The organism is Aquabacter spiritensis, assembly GCF_004346185.1.
GTDB classification, from domain to species: domain Bacteria; phylum Pseudomonadota; class Alphaproteobacteria; order Rhizobiales; family Xanthobacteraceae; genus Aquabacter; species Aquabacter spiritensis.
The window spans coordinates 88,727-105,239 of record NZ_SMAI01000012.1 but is presented as its reverse complement, the minus strand read 5'-3'; the positions used below and the strand labels follow the sequence as shown (position 1 = coordinate 105,239).

Annotated in this window: 16 protein-coding genes and 1 tRNA gene; 6 read left to right on the top strand and 11 right to left on the bottom strand. The window is 64.3% G+C overall.

All coding sequences use genetic code 11. The features are described 5' to 3' along the window. Positions 1–3 precede the first annotated feature (3 nt). A complete protein-coding gene (locus tag EDC64_RS17560; protein ID WP_207916126.1) occupies positions 4–783 on the top strand; it encodes an amino acid ABC transporter ATP-binding protein in 780 nt (259 codons plus the stop codon). 59 nt (positions 784–842) lie between these two features. On the opposite strand, the gene EDC64_RS17555 is transcribed toward EDC64_RS17560, so the two are convergent. After that, positions 843–3,485, bottom strand: coding sequence for a bifunctional diguanylate cyclase/phosphodiesterase (locus EDC64_RS17555; protein ID WP_132033764.1), 2,643 nt, complete (start codon positions 3,483–3,485; stop codon positions 843–845). Positions 3,486–3,694: 209 nt separating this feature from the next. Here EDC64_RS17555 and EDC64_RS17550 point away from each other — a divergent pair, with 209 nt between their 5' ends. After that, positions 3,695–3,889: a hypothetical protein gene (locus EDC64_RS17550; protein WP_132033763.1), complete on the top strand. Its 195-nt coding sequence runs from the start codon at positions 3,695–3,697 to the stop codon at positions 3,887–3,889. 8 nt (positions 3,890–3,897) lie between these two features. Here the strand turns inward: EDC64_RS17550 and panC are convergent, their stop codons facing one another. The 3 genes from panC to EDC64_RS17535 form a co-directional block, all read right to left on the bottom strand. Next, the gene (gene panC / locus EDC64_RS17545; protein WP_132033762.1) at positions 3,898–4,743 is read right to left on the bottom strand and encodes a pantoate--beta-alanine ligase; all 846 of its coding nucleotides are present in this window, start codon (positions 4,741–4,743) and stop codon (positions 3,898–3,900) included. Positions 4,744–4,831: 88 nt separating this feature from the next. Beyond that, on the bottom strand, positions 4,832–5,020 hold the full coding sequence (locus EDC64_RS17540) for a hypothetical protein (RefSeq protein ID WP_132033761.1): 189 nt from the start codon (positions 5,018–5,020) through the stop codon (positions 4,832–4,834). Positions 5,021–5,070: 50 nt separating this feature from the next. Beyond that, a complete protein-coding gene (locus tag EDC64_RS17535) occupies positions 5,071–5,367 on the bottom strand; it encodes a hypothetical protein (RefSeq protein ID WP_132033759.1) in 297 nt (98 codons plus the stop codon). Positions 5,368–5,510: 143 nt separating this feature from the next. On the opposite strand from EDC64_RS17535, the gene EDC64_RS17530 reads away from it, so the two are divergent. Next, on the top strand, positions 5,511–6,275 hold the full coding sequence (locus tag EDC64_RS17530; protein ID WP_165933804.1) for an alpha/beta fold hydrolase: 765 nt from the start codon (positions 5,511–5,513) through the stop codon (positions 6,273–6,275). Between the two features lie 126 nt (positions 6,276–6,401). Continuing rightward, positions 6,402–6,989 (top strand): L,D-transpeptidase, encoded by a 588-nt coding sequence (locus EDC64_RS17525; protein ID WP_132033755.1) that lies wholly within the window; start codon positions 6,402–6,404, stop codon positions 6,987–6,989. A 31-nt stretch (positions 6,990–7,020) separates the two neighbouring features. Here EDC64_RS17525 and EDC64_RS17520 read toward each other — a convergent pair whose 3' ends face one another. From EDC64_RS17520 to EDC64_RS17500, 5 genes are all read right to left on the bottom strand, one after another. Then, positions 7,021–7,485 (bottom strand): type II toxin-antitoxin system RatA family toxin, encoded by a 465-nt coding sequence (locus EDC64_RS17520; protein ID WP_132033753.1) that lies wholly within the window; start codon positions 7,483–7,485, stop codon positions 7,021–7,023. Positions 7,486–7,489: 4 nt separating this feature from the next. Continuing rightward, entirely contained in the window at positions 7,490–8,443 is a 954-nt protein-coding gene (lipA, locus tag EDC64_RS17515) for a lipoyl synthase (protein ID WP_132033751.1), read from the bottom strand. A 150-nt stretch (positions 8,444–8,593) separates the two neighbouring features. Continuing rightward, positions 8,594–11,062: an ATP-dependent Clp protease ATP-binding subunit ClpA gene (gene clpA / locus EDC64_RS17510; protein ID WP_132033749.1), complete on the bottom strand. Its 2,469-nt coding sequence runs from the start codon at positions 11,060–11,062 to the stop codon at positions 8,594–8,596. 154 nt (positions 11,063–11,216) lie between these two features. After that, positions 11,217–11,552, bottom strand: coding sequence for an ATP-dependent Clp protease adapter ClpS (gene clpS, locus EDC64_RS17505; protein ID WP_245504770.1), 336 nt, complete (start codon positions 11,550–11,552; stop codon positions 11,217–11,219). Positions 11,553–11,805: 253 nt separating this feature from the next. After that, the gene (locus tag EDC64_RS17500) at positions 11,806–12,141 is read right to left on the bottom strand and encodes a phasin family protein (RefSeq protein WP_132033745.1); all 336 of its coding nucleotides are present in this window, start codon (positions 12,139–12,141) and stop codon (positions 11,806–11,808) included. Positions 12,142–12,410: 269 nt separating this feature from the next. On the opposite strand from EDC64_RS17500, the gene EDC64_RS17495 reads away from it, so the two are divergent. Next, on the top strand, positions 12,411–14,120 hold the full coding sequence (locus EDC64_RS17495) for a D-alanyl-D-alanine carboxypeptidase (RefSeq protein WP_245504763.1): 1,710 nt from the start codon (positions 12,411–12,413) through the stop codon (positions 14,118–14,120). 131 nt (positions 14,121–14,251) lie between these two features. On the opposite strand, the gene EDC64_RS17490 is transcribed toward EDC64_RS17495, so the two are convergent. Together EDC64_RS17490 and EDC64_RS17485 are read right to left on the bottom strand one after the other, a co-directional pair. Next, the gene (locus EDC64_RS17490; RefSeq protein WP_132033741.1) at positions 14,252–14,947 is read right to left on the bottom strand and encodes a J domain-containing protein; all 696 of its coding nucleotides are present in this window, start codon (positions 14,945–14,947) and stop codon (positions 14,252–14,254) included. Next, entirely contained in the window at positions 14,944–15,657 is a 714-nt protein-coding gene (locus tag EDC64_RS17485) for a VWA domain-containing protein (RefSeq protein WP_132033739.1), read from the bottom strand. The genes EDC64_RS17490 and EDC64_RS17485 overlap by 4 nt, the downstream gene beginning before the upstream one ends. Positions 15,658–15,911: 254 nt before the next feature. On the opposite strand from EDC64_RS17485, the gene EDC64_RS17480 reads away from it, so the two are divergent. Beyond that, positions 15,912–15,986: transfer RNA gene (locus EDC64_RS17480), tRNA-Val, on the top strand. Positions 15,987–16,513 lie beyond the last annotated feature (527 nt).

Sequence of the window (16,513 nt, the reverse complement as noted above, 5' to 3'; positions counted from 1 at the left end):
ACCATGAGCCAAACTTCGCAGATCAAGGCCGATGCCGTAGCGGGTGAGGCGGAGCAGGCGGTCGAACTGATCGGCGTCAACAAATGGTATGGCGACTTCCACGTGCTGCGGGACATCAATCTGTCCGTGCGGCGCGGGGAGCGCATCGTGGTGTGCGGCCCTTCGGGCTCGGGCAAGTCCACCATGATCCGCTGCATCAACCGCCTGGAGGAGCACCAGAAGGGCCGCATCATCGTTGACGGGATCGAACTCACCAACGACCTCAAAAGGATCGACGAGGTGCGGCGCGAGGTGGGCATGGTGTTCCAGCACTTCAACCTGTTCCCGCACCTCACCATCCTGGAGAACTGCACCCTGGCGCCCATGTGGGTGCGCAAGATGCCGAAGAAAGAGGCCGAGGAGGTGGCGATGCACTTCCTCACCAAGGTCAAGATTCCGGAACAGGCGGGCAAATATCCGGGCCAATTGTCCGGTGGTCAGCAGCAGCGCGTCGCAATCGCCCGCGCGCTCTGCATGCGCCCGCGCATCATGCTCTTTGACGAGCCGACCTCGGCGCTTGATCCGGAGATGGTGAAAGAGGTGCTGGACACCATGGTGTCGCTCGCCAATGAGGGCATGACCATGCTGTGCGTCACCCACGAGATGGGATTTGCCCGTCAGGTCGCGGACCGGGTGATCTTCATGGATGCCGGCCAGATCATCGAGATGAACGAGCCGGAGCCCTTCTTCTCGAATCCGCAGCACGAACGGACGCGCCTGTTCTTGTCCCAGATTCTGCATTGACCGGCGGGCGCCGCGCGGCAAAACCGCGGCTGGATGCCATCAGTGCGGGGGCAACCTTGCTATGAAGGCAGGCGCCGTTGTTCGCGCACAATGGCGCGAAGCTCCGCTTCGGGTACAGAGCGTGCAAACAGGAAACCCTGGCCGGTGCGGCATCCCATGGCGATCAAGGTGCGACGCTGGTCCTCGGTCTCGATCCCCTCGGCGGTGACGCTGACATCCAGTGTACGGGCGAGGCCGAGCGTCATCTCAATGATGGAGCGCGAAACCGAATCCGTCGTCAGATTGTGAACGAAGGAGCCGTCCACCTTCAGTTCGTCGAAATTCATCAGATTGAGATAGCTCAGCGAAGAATAGCCTGTGCCGAAATCATCCAACGAGACGCGGACCCCCATCTCCCGGATGCGATTGATCTTCGCCACTGTGTCCTCGATCTGGAGGCTGAAAATCGATTCGGTGAGCTCGACGACGACCATGGCCGGGTCAACGCCGTACCGTGCAAGATGCCCGGCGAGAACGGTGTCGACGCTCTCGCGATCGAATTGAGCCGCCGAGACATTGATCGAGATCGGCACGGGGCGCGGGCCAATCCGCGGCCAATCCGCAAGCATGCGGATCACCTCGCCCATGACCCAGTCTCCGATTGGCACGATCAGCCCGCTTTCCTCGGCGATCGGGATGAAGCGGGCAGGTGGCTGAAGGCCGAAAATCGGGTGTCTCCATCGAACGAGGGCTTCTGCCCCGATCACCGTCCCGGACTCGAGGTCGACCTTGGGCTGATATTCCAGCTCGAATTCGTGGCCCGACAGCGCCTTCTGGAGCGAGCCGTAGAGCCGCACCCGTTCGTGGGCGTCGGCCTCGATCTTGGCGTTGAAGAAAGCCGAGGAGGACAACCCGCGGCGGCGCGCAAGGCCATGGGCGATCTCGGCGGCCTGAAGCAACTTCCCGGCATCCTGGCCGACTTCGGCCACCCGGGCGCCACCGACGGTCATCCGCACGTTGAAGGTATGACCTTCCAAATGGTAATCCTGCGAGAGGTGCGAGACGAGCCTCTGAAGCCGCTGAGCGGCCGTGACGCCATGCTCCGTGCTCGGCATGAACAGGCAGAATTTCTCGCTGTCGATCCGCCCGGCGATACAGCCGTTGGCGGCGAGCGCCCCCAATTTGGCCCCGACCGCCGAGAAGGCCTCGTCACTGACGCTGAAGCCACGGAGTTCCTTCAGTTCCGCGAGGCCCACAATGTCGAACACGAACAGGCAATCCTCGCCCACTGCCTGGGCGATGCGGGTGGTGAGGATCGCCATGAAGCCGGCGCGCGTTGCGAGACCTGTTTGTGAATCAACCAAAAGTTGAGAGCGTAGGCGCAGCTCGAGCGCCCGCTGCTTGGAAATGTCGACCACGAGAACTGCAAAGCCTTCGCTTTTGGTTTCCGGGGCGAGCACGATACGGCTGATACTGACTGTGAAATAACGGTCGGCTCCTTCGTAGCGGCAACGCAGTTCGAGAGCGGCGTTGCGCTTCGCGCCCGACCTGATCAGGCCTATCTCCGCCAGGAACTTCTGACGGTCTTCCGTCAGTCCATCATCGCCGCCGTGCTGGATCGCATGCTGCAGCGCCATGAAGGCATCCGGTCGCAGTCCGGCCGGCACCTCGAACAAATCCCCCAAAGCGCCCCAATTTTCGTTGCTCTTGATGAGAGCGCCCTTTGTGTTTGCAATCGCGATGCAGGCTGGTGTCTGCGAGAACATGGTGTCGAGGAGGGCTGACACCTCCTCCTGTCGCCGCGCGACGTGGGCGCCTGCGATGCCCACAAAGACGATCACGGCGCCGAACAGACCGGACAGTGAAAGCATGATCCGGCTGTGCGCGCGCCATTGCGCCAGAATCTGGTCGACGGGGACGGACACGGTGAGGATCAAGGGAAGCGATCCAACGCGCCGGACCGCATAGAGGCGTTCGGCTCCGTCGATGGGAGAAGGGGCCGTGAGCGTGATGGAATCCGTCGCTGCGGCCGCGGATGCGCGCAGCGCTTGCGAGGCGGCAAAGCTTCGTCCGAACAGGGAGGTGTCTTCAGGGGCCCGCGCCACCAAGCGAAACCCGGTAGTATAGAGCCCGACGACAATGCCGGGGTCCGGCCGATAGGCGCTGAGGACGCCCTCGAACATCCCGGTATCGATGGAGGCGGCGATGACACCGGTGACCTTGCCGGCCGAAACGATGGGGCGGCTGGCGAAGAAGTGCCAGCGATTGGCGACGCGACTCATCATCGTTTCGGAGATGGCGACGGTCTTTCGATCCGGCGCCATCGCCTCGGTGAAATATGGACGGTCAGCGAAGGATATGGTCGGGCGCGGCATCTGCCGCGTGAAGACAATCGGCGCGCCTTCCGGCCCAAGGGCGAATAAGCCGCTGAGCCCGCTTACGCCGATTGCGAAATCCGCAAGCTTGGCCCGGAGTTCCTCTTCGCCAACCAGACCTTGGGTTCCGGCGATGTGACGGCTGCTCGCAAGCAGCACGCGATCGATTCCGTCGACGAATTTGTCGATGAATTCAGATAAGAGAAGGTTTGCGTTGGCGAACCGCTTCTCGTTATAGCGAAGGACTTGATTGCGATCATAATAGATATAACCGATCGCTCCAATTATGAGTAGGAGCGCAAGTCCGACAGATGCGAATATAATTAATCGCGCTTGGCTGATTTTCATAAGGCCATGAGCCCAACCGCGCCGCCCTGTGCTTTTTTACACTGCCATACAACCGGAGCTTAAGCCGGTCTGTCAATAGATTAGTCTATCGAGTTGTGCATTTTCCGGCGCGCACCTCGCGGCAAGACGATGCCCCGCATCGACATATTGAGCTGAACCATAGGCAGCTACGAACGTTCTTCTCGTAACCGACAACGAAGGAGAGCCTCATGCAGGATCAGGACGAGCGGCGTGAAGAGCGCGAGTTTCGCCAGCCCGGTGCGACGGGAGCTCCCGGGGAGCCTGTGAAGCCGGCACCGCAAGCGCGGCAGGGGGTCTATTCGGGACGAATTATGACCATCCTTCTCGCGGGCATCGTGCTGGTTATCATCGGCTTCGCGATGAGCTATCTCGGCGCGGTCTGAGGCCCGCCTCACAGGCCGATATTATCGATGAGACGCGTCTTGCCGAGCCAGACGGCGGCCAACAGCCGCACGGGCTCGGCTCGTCCCTCAAGGGGCGCCAGCGTCTCGGCGTGCCGGGCGGCGACATAATCCACCGCGAATCCGTTGGCGGAAAGTGTGTCGGCCGCCGTCTCGGCAGCACGGTCCGGCTCTTGCCCTTGGTGAATGGCGGCCGCGGCGGCTTGCAGTGCACGATGAATGGCAGGTGCTTTCGCGCGGTCCTCGTCCGTGAGGTAGCGGTTGCGGGAGGAAAGCGCGAGGCCGTCAGGTTCGCGCACCGTCGCGCACGGCACGACACGGATGCGCAAATCGAGGTCGCGCACCATCCGGGTGACCACTTTCAACTGCTGATAGTCCTTTTCGCCGAACATGGCAAAGTCCGCCTCGCTCTGGAGAAAAAGCTTCGCGACCACGATGGCGACTCCGGAGAAGAAATGCGGCCGGAAGTCGCTTTCAAGCCCCTCTGCCGGACCCTGCACGTCGAGCCGGGTGCAGAAGCCGTCAGGATACATTTCCGCCCGGGCAGGCGCATAGACGACATCTACCCCTTCGTCCGCCAGCAGGCGCATGTCGGCGTCCCAGGTGCGGGGATAGCGGGAGAAGTCCTCGTTGGGAGCAAACTGCGTTGGATTGACGAAGATGGAGACGACAACCCGCTCTGCGCGGGCCCGAGCCTCGCGAACCAGCGCGAGGTGCCCGGCATGCAAGGCGCCCATGGTCGGAACGATGGCGACTTTTTCTCCAGCTGCGTGAAAGCGCCCGACCTCGGAGCGCAGGTCTGCAACCCTCTCCGCAACCTTCGGCTTCTGCGTCATCGACGTCTCTCCCGGCCCATTGGGCGGAAGCTAGCGGGCGCAGCGCAGAGAGGGAAGGGCGCTGTCGCCTGCGGCCGCGGCCGCGCCGTCAACGCGGCTGGATGGCGGAATTGCCGGGGGTGACGGGGTCGGTGGTCTGCGCCGGAGCGCTCTCCGGCGTCGGCGTCGCGGCCTCCGGCCGCGCGGGATCGACGCGGGCGCTGGTGAAGACCGTCGTATAGGCGAGTATGCCGAGCAGGATCACGACGACGATGGCAATGAGTGCGTTTCGGTTCATGAGGGGCTCCGTTCACTCCTCAAAAGCCTCGGCTCACGGGATGGTTCCCCTCAGAAGCCCCAGCGATACCAGTCGCGGTCCGGATCGATGCAGGTATAGCCGACGAAGCATTGAGCGACGTCGCGCGCCGGCACCCATTCTGGCTTTAGCGCCTGACCCGGCATGCAAAACCGCAGATTGGCAACATAGCGGTCGAAAGTGGTGCGCGACGTGTCCATGACGACGCCGCCCTGGCGCGCCACGAGGGCTTGGGCTTTGGCGCAGGTCATTCGGTACGTCGCCGGACGTGCCACGGCAGGGGCGGTGATCGCGAGCGTGGCTAAGACGACGATGACGGTCCGAAGCATGGAATTCTCCTGGTCCCATCGGCAAGACGGCAAAAGCGGGCAGGGGGTTCCCGCTCCCGGCAGGCAAGATAGAATGGGCTGTGCCGACCGTCTCACCTTCCCGAACCTGGCGCGCGCGAACGCCCGACGGCCTCGACGTAGCCGTGTCCGAACGCGGCGATCCTACGGGTCGCCCGGTTCTGTTCATCCACGGCTATGCCCAGTCGGCCCTGAGCTGGCAGGCGCAGCTCGCCGATGAAAGCCTGGGTCTGTGCAGGCTCGTCGCCTATGACCTGCGTGGCCACGGCGCCTCGGACAAGCCGAGGGAAGCCTCATTTTACGGCGAGGCCCAGCGTTGGGCCGGCGAAGTTCGCGCCATCCTCGACCAGGGCGGGCTGCACCGGCCGGTTTTGGTTGGATGGTCCTATGGCGGGCGGATCATCGCAGATTATCTCGCCGCCTTTGGCGACGCGGATCTGTCCGGGCTGGTGTTCGTCGATGCCGTCACCTCGAATGCGCGGCACTTCTACGGCGCCTGGAACCGCGCCATGCGTCTCATGGGCGAGCCGGATCCCGCCACCATGATCGCCGCCACCCGCGCCTTCCAGCGCGCCTGCTTTCACGTCCAGCCCGCCCCCGATCTGTTCGAGACCCTGTTGGCCGCCGCGATGATGTGCCCCGCCGACGTGCGCGCTGCGATGGCGCGCGCGGCGGATTACGACGCGGTGCTGGCGCGCATTCACGTGCCGTCCTTGATCATGCACGGCGCAGAAGATGCGGTGATCGCCCTTTCGATGGCGAAACATATCGCCGGACTCGTCCCGAACGGGCGTCTGGCCGTGCTTTCCGGGGTAGGACATGCGCCATTCATCGAGACGCCGGCAGCGTTCAATGCGCTTTTGGCGGGGTTTCTCGACGACCTCGCCTGAGGCGTGTGAATCCCCCCATCGACGGATCGAAATCGGCAACCACAGTGGCATAAAGAGGTTGCGAGCCGACCCCATTTGCGGCGACATCAGGGTGGGGCCGCAACGGACGCAGGCGAGGACTGGGATATGACGGGCTTCCGGATAAAGATGTTTGCGGCAGCCGCTTTGGCGGCCGCCTGCCTCTCGATTGCGCCGGCACAAGCGGACGACCGCTACGAACCCTTCAATTTCAACTCGTTGTTCAGCGGTTTTGCCTCGGGTTTCGGCGGTTCGCCGCTCATGCGCCGCCAGGTGCCCATCGATGCCAAATATGCACCGGGTAACATCGTCATCTCGACCAGCCAGCGCCGGCTCTATTTCGTCACTGCGCGCGGACAGGCGATCGAGTATGGCATCGGTGTCGGCCGGGACGGATTTCAATGGTCCGGTGTGAAGACGGTGAGCGCCAAGCGCGAATGGCCGAGCTGGACGCCGCCGGCCCAAATGTTGAAGCGACGTCCCGATCTGCCGCGCTATATGCCCGGTGGCATCGACAATCCGCTCGGCGCGCGCGCTATGTATCTCGGATCGAGTCTCTACCGCATCCACGGGTCGAACGAGCCGGAAACGATCGGTCAGGCGGTCTCCTCGGGGTGTTTCCGCATGACCAATGAAGACGTCACCGACCTCTATAACCGCGTCCGGGTGGGCGCGACGGTCTATGTGATGCGATAGGCGCCCTTGGGGGCGGGCGCCGTCGACCCGTTCAGGCGCCGGCAGGCGCTCCGTAAACGGCGTCGGCGCGGGCCTCGAAGGCATCGGCGAAGCGGCGGAACGCGGCGTCGAACATGGCGCCCATGAGCAGGCCGAGGGTCCGCGAGCGGAATTCGTAGGAGATGTGGAACTTCACCTCGCTGCGTCCCTGGTCCACGGCACGGAATTCCCAGCGATTGTCCAAGCGGCTGAAAGGGCCGTCGAGATATTCCACATGGATGACGAGACGCGGCCGGTCGAGCGTGACGCGGGAGGTGAAAGTCTCCCGGATCAGCTTGTAGGCGACCGTCATGTCGGCCACGAGCACTTCCACACCCTCGTCGCTTTTGGTGCGCCGGCGGACACGCAGTGCTTCGCAGAGCGGCACGAATTCCGGATAGCGCTCCACGTCCGCCACCAAAGCGAACATGTCGGCGGCATCGTGCTTCACGATGCGGGCATTGGAGAAAGACGGCATGGTGTCAGGCCCGGCCCAACTTCTGGTCTCGCGCCTTGCGCAGCCGCTCGAAATCCTCGCCGGCATGGTGCGAGGAGCGGGTGAGGGGGCTCGAGGACACCATGAGGAAGCCCTTGGCGAAGGCGACCGTCTCGAACGCCTTGAACTCGTCGGGCGTCACGAAGCGTTCAACCTTGTGATGCCGACGGGTCGGCTGGAGATATTGACCGATGGTCATGAAATCCACCTCGGCGGCGCGCAGGTCGTCCATGAGCTGGAGAACTTCGTTCCGCTCCTCGCCGAGGCCGACCATGATGCCTGACTTGGTGAAAATGGAGGGATCCAATTCCTTCACCTGCTGCAGCAGCCGCAGCGAATGGAAATACCGCGCGCCGGGACGCACGGTGAGGTATTTCGCCGGCACGGTCTCCAGATTGTGGTTGAACACGTCCGGCCGCGCCGCGACCACGACCTCCACCGCACCGGGCTTGCGAAGAAAATCCGGCGTGAGGATCTCGATCGTTGTCCCCGGACTGGCCGCGCGGATCGCCGTGATCGTGCGGGCGAAATGCTCGGCGCCTCCGTCCGACAAGTCGTCGCGGTCAACCGAAGTTATGACGACGTGGCTGAGGCCCAGTTTTGCTACCGCCTCCGCCACCTTTTGAGGCTCATCGCCGTCGAGCGCATCCGGCAGTCCCGTGCGCACGTTACAGAAGGCGCAGGCGCGGGTGCACGTATCGCCCATGATCATGAACGTCGCGTGCTTCTTTTCCCAGCACTCGCCGATATTGGGGCAACCCGCTTCTTCACACACGGTGTGGAGGCCGTTCGCCCGAACGATCTCTGCGGTCTTCGCCCAACCGGCGGACCCCGGTGCCTTGACGCGGATCCAGTCTGGTTTGCGCAACACCGCGTTCTCCGGGCGGTGCGCCTTTTCGGGGTGGCGGGGCCGGTTCAGGGTGTCGACGATGGTGACCATGCGTGGCTGCCGCTTTCGAGCCTCAGGCGGTGCGATGGGGAAGGTGTAGCGCTCCGCCCGCTTCGCGTCGAGCACCGCACACGCAGCCCAGTCCTGCGCGCCCGGCGCAGCCCTGGGAGGTTACCCCCTGGCCGCGCCGGAGGGTTGGGTTCAAGCCTTGACCAGGGGCACCTTCGGCACATGGCTGCCCCGGCCGGGGCCGCCGCCGCCTTTGGGACCCGCCTTCGGCCCCGCCGGCTTGCGCGGTCCGCCCGGCCGCGAGGCCTTCGCTCGCGCTTCGCTCTTGCGACGCGGTGCGCGCTTCACTGCGGGCGCGATCTTGTCCGGCTTCGGAGTGATCGGACCTTCCGGGAATTCAAAGCCGAGCTTGGACTGAGAGTCCTCGCCCGTCACCACGACCCGGACATGCCCGCCGCCCTTCAGGCGACCGAACAGGACTTGGTCCGCCAGCGGCGTCTTGATGTATTCCTGAATCACCCGCGACATGGGACGCGCGCCCATCTGCTCGTCATAGCCGCGTTCCACCAGCCAGGCCGATGCCTCGTCGGAGAGCTCGATCGTCACGTTCCGGTCGGCGAGCTGTGCTTCGAGCTGGAGCACGAACTTCTCGACCACTTGCGCAATGATCTCCGTCGAGAGGTGGGCGAACGGGATCACCGCATCAAGCCGGTTGCGGAATTCCGGCGCGAAGGTGCGATTTATCGCCTCCACGTCGTCGCCCTCGCGCTTGCTGCGGGTGAATCCATACGCCGCCTTGGACAGGTCGGCGGCGCCGGCATTGGTGGTCATGATCAGGATGACGTTGCGGAAATCGACCGACTTCCCGTTGTGATCGGTCAGTTTCCCATGGTCCATGACCTGGAGGAGAATGTTGAACAGGTCGGGGTGGGCCTTCTCGATCTCGTCCAGCAACAACACGCAATGCGGGGTCTGGTCGACGCCGTCCGTCAACAGGCCGCCTTGGTCGAAGCCGACATAGCCCGGAGGGGCGCCGATCAGCCGTGAGACCGTGTGGCGCTCCATATATTCCGACATGTCGAAGCGGAGCAGGTTCACGCCGAGCGAGGAGGCGAGCTGCTTGGCAACCTCGGTCTTGCCGACGCCGGTGGGGCCGGAAAACAGATAGCTGCCGATCGGCTTTTCGGGCTCGCGAAGTCCGGCACGTGCCAGCTTGATCGAGGCGGAGAGAGCCTCGATCGCCTTGTCCTGCCCGTAGACCACCCGCTTGAGCGTGGTTTCGAGAGCCGCAAGCACCTCCGCATCGTCCTTCGACACCGATTTGGGCGGGATCCGCGCCATGGTGGCGATGGTCGCCTCGATCTCCTTGAGGCCGATCGTCTTCTTGCGTCGTGTCTCGGGCAGCAGCATCTGCGCCGCGCCGCTTTCGTCGATCACATCGATCGCCTTGTCGGGCAGCTTGCGGTCATGGATGTAGCGGGCCGAGAGCTCCACCGCAGCCTTGATGGCCTCGTTGGTGTAACGCAGCCGGTGGTAATCCTCGAAATAGGGCTTCAGCCCCTTCAGGATCTCAATGGCGTCGGGCACCGTCGGCTCGGCCACGTCGATCTTTTGGAAGCGGCGCACCAGCGCGCGGTCCTTTTCGAAATATTGCCGATATTCCTTGTAGGTCGTCGAACCCATGCAGCGCAGCGACCCGGAAGCAAGAGCCGGCTTCAACAGGTTCGAGGCATCCATCGCGCCCCCGGAAGTGGCGCCCGCGCCGATCACCGTATGGATCTCATCGATGAACATGATGGCGTTGGGATAGGCCTCGATCTCCTTGACCACCTGCTTCAGACGCTCCTCGAAATCGCCGCGGTAGCGCGTTCCGGCAAGCAGGGCGCCCATGTCGAGGGAGAAGATGGTGGCGGTGGCGAGCACTTCCGGCACGTCGCCATTGATAATGCGGCGCGCCAGGCCCTCCGCGATCGCGGTCTTGCCGACGCCGGGATCACCCACGAAAAGGGGATTGTTCTTCTGCCGGCGGCACAGCACCTGGATGGTGCGCTGAATTTCCTTGTCGCGGCCGATCAGGGGGTCGATCTTGCCCTCGTGCGCCTTCTTGTTGAGGTTCACGCAATAGGCATCGAGCGCGTCGGCCTTTTTCTTCCCGTCGTCGCCCGCCTTGGTCTCGGTCTCGTCCTCCGCGCCGCGCACCGGGCGGCTTTCGGACATGCCGGCCCGCTTGGCGATGCCATGAGAGATGTAGTTCACCGCATCGTAGCGCGTCATATCCTGCTCCTGCAGGAAATACGCGGCATGGCTTTCGCGCTCCGCGAAGATCGCGACCAGCACGTTGGCCCCGGTCACTTCCTCGCGACCGGACGATTGCACATGGATGACAGCCCTCTGGATGACGCGCTGGAACCCTGCGGTCGGCTTGGAATCGTCGCCACCCTGCTGGACCAGATTTTCCAGTTCGCCATCGACATATTCGATGAGATTGCGACGCAGCTTGTCGAGATCGACATTGCAGGCCCGCATTACGGCCGCAGCATCCTGATCATCGACGAGGGACAGCAGCAGATGCTCGAGGGTCGCATATTCGTGGTGGCGCTCGTTCGCGAGAGCGAGGGCCCGATGGAGCGACTGTTCGAGGCTGCGTGAGAAAGTTGGCATCTAGACCTCTATCTCGTACCCCGTCCCGGGCCCTGGCCGGTCCAACGGCCCGACACGTGTACGCGCTCCCTTAAACTTCGTACCGGCCTCACCCCTTCGCAAGGCCCAACTCGAACCCTCCCCTCCGGATCCGTCGCGCCGCTCTGCGGCAGCGTCATTTCTTCTCCATGACACATTGAAGAGGATGTTGGTGTTTGCGCGCGAAGTCCATCACCTGCGTCACTTTTGTTTCGGCGACCTCGTAGGTGAAGACACCGCATTCGCCGACGCCGTGATTGTGGACGTGGAGCATGATCGTGTTGGCCTCTTCCCGGTCCTTGTTGAAGAACCGTTCGAGCACGTGAATCACGAATTCCATCGGCGTGTAATCGTCGTTGAGGAGGAGCACCCGATAGAGGTTGGGTCGCTTGGTCTGCGGCTTGGTGCGCGCAATCACCGCGGTTCCCGGGCCTGAGCCGCGTCGCGGTTTGTCGCCGTCGCCGCCCGCCATCCTGAGATCGCGCGCCTGGGGGCGGGGAATGGGAAAAACGAACGTTGTTCTGGTCATTTTGGCAATCGCAGGCCCGATACGCGCGACCCGGCCCCCTAGGCCCGTCACCGCTGCGTTTGCCGAAATAATAAGAAGGCCGATGGGCAAGCGCCAGACCGCAGCGCGCCGGCGGGCCGATTTTGGCATCCGGCGGCGCAGAGTTTCGCGGGCTAGGGCGACGTCACGCGCCGCCCGCCCGCTTGACGGTGAAGCCTCAACGGACCTTCGCGAAGACCGTCTCGTAAGGCTTGTAGGCCTCTTTGGCGAGGTCGGCGCAGAGCTCGCCGATCTTCGTGACTTCCGCAACGAGCGTCTCGTAGGAGGTCTTGAAATAGCCCTGCTGAATCTCGACGGCCTGGTCGAGCGTCTTGGCGCCGAGCAGCTTTTCGAGAGTCGAGGTGCCGAGCTCGAACGAGCTTTTGGTGTAGTCCGCCATCTCGATGGCGATCGCCTGGGCGCCCTTGGACCACGCGCCGAAGCTCTTCAGCGCCAGGTCCACGTTTTCCTTGCCGAGCTTCTGGATGTCCTCGGCGTTCTGCATCTGAACCATGGGAGTTCCTTTCCTGCATCCGCCAGCGCCGCGATGGGGGCGCCGGAGCCGGTTTTCCCGGCTCGGACTGTATAATATGCACTGCAACAATTTCGTCAACAAAATTGTGCACTGCACAAAACAAGGTGCCGCCGGATTTACGCCTTGGTAACTGCGGGTTTCTAACCTCACTCGCAGTCACTCCTCGCACCATCACGGTCCCAGCGGCGCATATTTCGCGCCGCGGCGGGGCATCGGTCATCGCGACCCACCCGGACTGATACGGAACCATGTTCATGCGTATGGCGCTGGCTCACGGCACCCTCCCGATCAAGCTCCTTTCCACCGCGCTTGCGGCGGCCTTGTGCCTGTCGGCGAGCTTCGCCGAGGCGAAGCCGAGAAAGCAGAGCAAGGCGAAATCCTCGAGTTCGCAGGTGGCGAAAAGTTCGACCAGCGGGTCGGGGTGGCGGAGCGGTCAGTCCGCCATCATCGTCGACGGCAATACGGGCAAGGTCCTGTACGACGACAATGCCGATGCGCTGCGCCATCCCGCTTCGGTTACAAAGGTGATGACGCTCTATCTGCTCTTCGAGCAGCTCGATGCAGGACGCCTCAATCTCGACAGCGATCTGCCGGTGTCGCAACGGGCGGCGGCGCAGTCGCCTTCGAAGCTGAATGTCCGGCCCGGCTCGACGATCGAGGTCGAGGATGCCATCAAGGCGCTGGTCACGCGCTCCGCCAACGACGTTGCCGTCGTCATCGCCGAGGCGGTGGGCGGCAGCGAATCCAATTTCGCCGCGCAGATGACGCGCAAGGCGCGCGCCCTCGGGATGAGCAACACCACGTTCCGCAATGCGTCCGGTTTGCCGGATCGCGCCCAGGTCACCACGGCGCGCGATCTCGCGACGCTCGGTATCGCGATACAGGACCGCTTCCCCCGCTATTACAAATATTTTTCGACCCGAAGCTTCACTTACAAGGGGCAGACGATCGCGGGTCACAATCGCATGTTCGGGCGGATCGAGGGGGTCGACGGCATCAAGACGGGCTATACGCGCGCGTCGGGGTTCAATCTCCTCACCTCGGTCCACGACGAAGACAGATTCCTGATCGGCGTCGTCATGGGTGGGTCCAGCGGCGCGTCCCGCGACACGCGGATGGCGCAGCTCATCAACACCAACATGAATCGGGCTTATGCCGGGCGCCGTGTCACGCCGAAGGTGACGGAAGTTGCGGCTGCCGCCGAGCCGCCGCCGATTCCGGCGCCGGCACCGGTGCGCGAGGCCAAGGCCGTCATCGCGCCGCTTCCGACCCCGCAGCGGCTGGCATATGCCGCCGATCCTGTGACCACGGCGGCCATCGCCGTGCGCACGCCACCTGCAGGCTCGACCGAGCCGATAAAGCCCGTGGCCGTGAAGACGGTGCCGATCAGCCGTCCCATGCCGCAGGCGTTGCCGGCGCCTACCTTCGCGGCTTCGGGCGGTCCGGTGCCCCCCGCCGCCCTGACCGGGGCGAGCGAACTGATGGGGCCCCCGCCCAATGCGCCGATAGCGGCTGTCGCACCCGCCATCGCCGCCCCGGTCGCGGCGCCTTTGCAGCCGGTGCGGACGGCTTCAGCTGGTCCGGTGACTCTCCCAGCCGCAGCCGCGCCGGCCTCGATCCCGCCGGCCCCGACGTCCGCCCCCCGTATGGACGTCGCGAAACTCGCCGCCGCCGAGCCGAAGCCCGCCCGCACCGAGCCGGCCGCTGCGCACCGCCCGGGCTGGATGATCCAGATCGGCGCTTTCGGCGCGGAGCGGGAGGCGAAAGCGCGCCTCGATCTCGCTCAGGCCAAGGCGAAGTCGCTCCTCGGCGGCGCCGAGCCCTACACTGAAAAGGTCACGAAGGGGTCGTCCGACCTTTATCGCGCGCGGTTCGCAGGCCTCGACGAGAAGGGCGCAAAGGAAGCCTGCCGTTTACTCCAGCGCAACGACTTTGCGTGCATGACTTTACGGAACTGAATTGTCGAGATTCTCCCGGATCGCACCAAGGTTCGGCTCCGGGGGAAATCGAAGGTCAGCGTGTGAACGACGGACGCGCCGAGAAAATCGCTCCAGCGCGGTCCGGTCCTGGTCCTGGAGAAGCGGAACCCTCATCGATGTTTGCTCAAGATGACATCCTTGGCTTGGTTGACCCGCGCCGCGAGATAGCCGGACCCGCCATGATCGGGGTGCAGCTTCTTCATCAGGGCGCGATGGGCGCTGCGCACGGCGGCTTCTCCCGCCCCCGGTTCAAGCCCAAGCACCTCATAGGCTTCCTGCTGCGTCATCGCAGTGTTCGCCGCGCGTCCCCCGCCATCCCCCCGACCCGCATCCTGCTCACGGTTCTCACGCCAGGCGGGCGCCCGGCGGTCGAGATAAGCTTCGACTAGAGCCAGCGACTGCGGATCGAGATCGCTCCGCAAAGCGACGAGGGTCGGCACGTCCAGGCCGTCCAGCGCGGTTCCCGCCCGCGGGCCCGCGACGAACCGGCCCGTGAGGGCCCCGCTGCGATGGTCCAGTTCCATTTCGATCAAGGCGGACCGCACCCGCGAGACCTTGGCCGGTCCGCCGCCGAACAGGCCCGCCAGTCCACCGCCGGAGCGTCCGAGAATCGCGAGGCCTATTCCGGCGACCGGGATGGCCGCCATGAAGCGCCCGGTGACCAGCAGTCCCGCGGCCGCGATCAGGGCCGCGATGCCGCCGGCCTGCATCAGCCGGCGCGCCAGCGCCTGCGGGGTCGTCTTGGTCCAGAGATGGACGAGATAGAGGATGAGGGCGAGGGCGAGGGCTCCGGCGATCAGGGTCACGTGCCGGCCTCTCCCATCGCGGCCAGCAGCCGCATCGAATCGCGCTCGCGCCCGGCGCGCAGGGCCGCCCGCCCGCCTGCCGCATAGGCCGCCACGGCCCGCAGCAGGCCACGCAATTCCTCGCCTGCGCCCGGGGTGAAGCGGCACCAGGCCCCGCCCGACAGGCGCGCCATTTCCTTCAGCACCCCTTCCACCCGGGCATCCCCGCCCTCCTGGAACAGGAACAGGCGCACGCCCATCAGGCCGAGGCGTCCAGCCCGCTCGCAGAGGAGCGCGGGATCTTCCTCGATGGCATCGCCGACGAACACGGCCGCCTTGACCCCCGAGCGTTCGACCTCGCGCTCCAGATGGCCGAGAACCCTTGAAATCTGGGTGAGGCCTCCGCGACAGTCGATGCGCCGCATCAGCGGGCCGAGGACCGCCGGGTCCGACACCCAGTTCGATGCCCGACACTCGTTGCTGCCGCGATAATAGATGAGTTGCACTTGGAGGCCGCCCAGGTCCGCAGCGCTTCGGAATAGGTCCGCCTGGATTTCGCAGGCGAGGTCCCATGTCGGCTGACGGGAAATCGTCGCATCGAGCGCAAATGCGAGACGCCCGGTTCCGGTCGGCGCGCTGGGTGAGACGCTCTTTGCCGCTTGCAGGAAGGCGTCGAGTTCGGCTCGGCTCGAAGCTGGCGTGGCGGGCAAAGGAGGGTCGCGCCGGGTCATGTCGGATCCGGGAGCGTCGACGGCCTCGGGAGGAGAAAGGTGCGCATACCGGCAAAATAGGCAGATGCACGCCTTCGGCAAGAGCGGCCGTGCGAGCGGCGGCCGCCGCGGGGTCCGTCCGACGCGAAACCGCCGTCCGTCATGCCACATTGATCGACGATCGCAGCGGGAGACGACGTACCGTCGCCGCGGGCTTGACTTCGAGCCCCAGGGCGCTCTAAACCGCGCGTCTCGCCATCGGCGCGGCCATGGCAGGGCGATTAGCTCAGCGGGAGAGCACTCCCTTCACACGGGAGGGGTCGCAGGTTCAATCCCTGCATCGCCCACCATTCAACTTCCCTTTTTCTTTTTTCGGGCTTTGCCGAAGACTGGCCGCGCGGTGCGGCCGGTTCACACGTGCGCGTCGCGGGATGTGTCGCGGGAGCCGAGGGGGCGCTGCGTGGGCGCTGGTTTTCGCCACAATCCCTGCGGCTTGGACTACCGGACTGTGCATCTTTGCTGTCTCCGCCCTCATCTGTTCTACCGGGACGGCGGAGAAGAAAGCCAAGGGGTTGAGCGAGCGCGTTTTTGAGCTCCGATCACGGCCTCGGAGTCCGGCGGAGGACATTCCGCGGTCCATCGCCGCCTTCTCCGATAGGTTTGTGGAACGCCTCCCGTCCGCAGCCCTAAGATCTTCCTGCGTGTGGAAAATTTCATTGCGCGCGGCCATTCGCCGTCTCTTTGTTTTGGGCCGGCCGCAGGCGTGTGTCGGGTCAAAAGGACGTCCGTTCTGTCTCAGCGGAAAGCAAATAATCATGGGTGTAAAGTAAATAAACGAAGGAAAGTGTTCCTGATTGTATTTGAGCCGCGCTCAAAG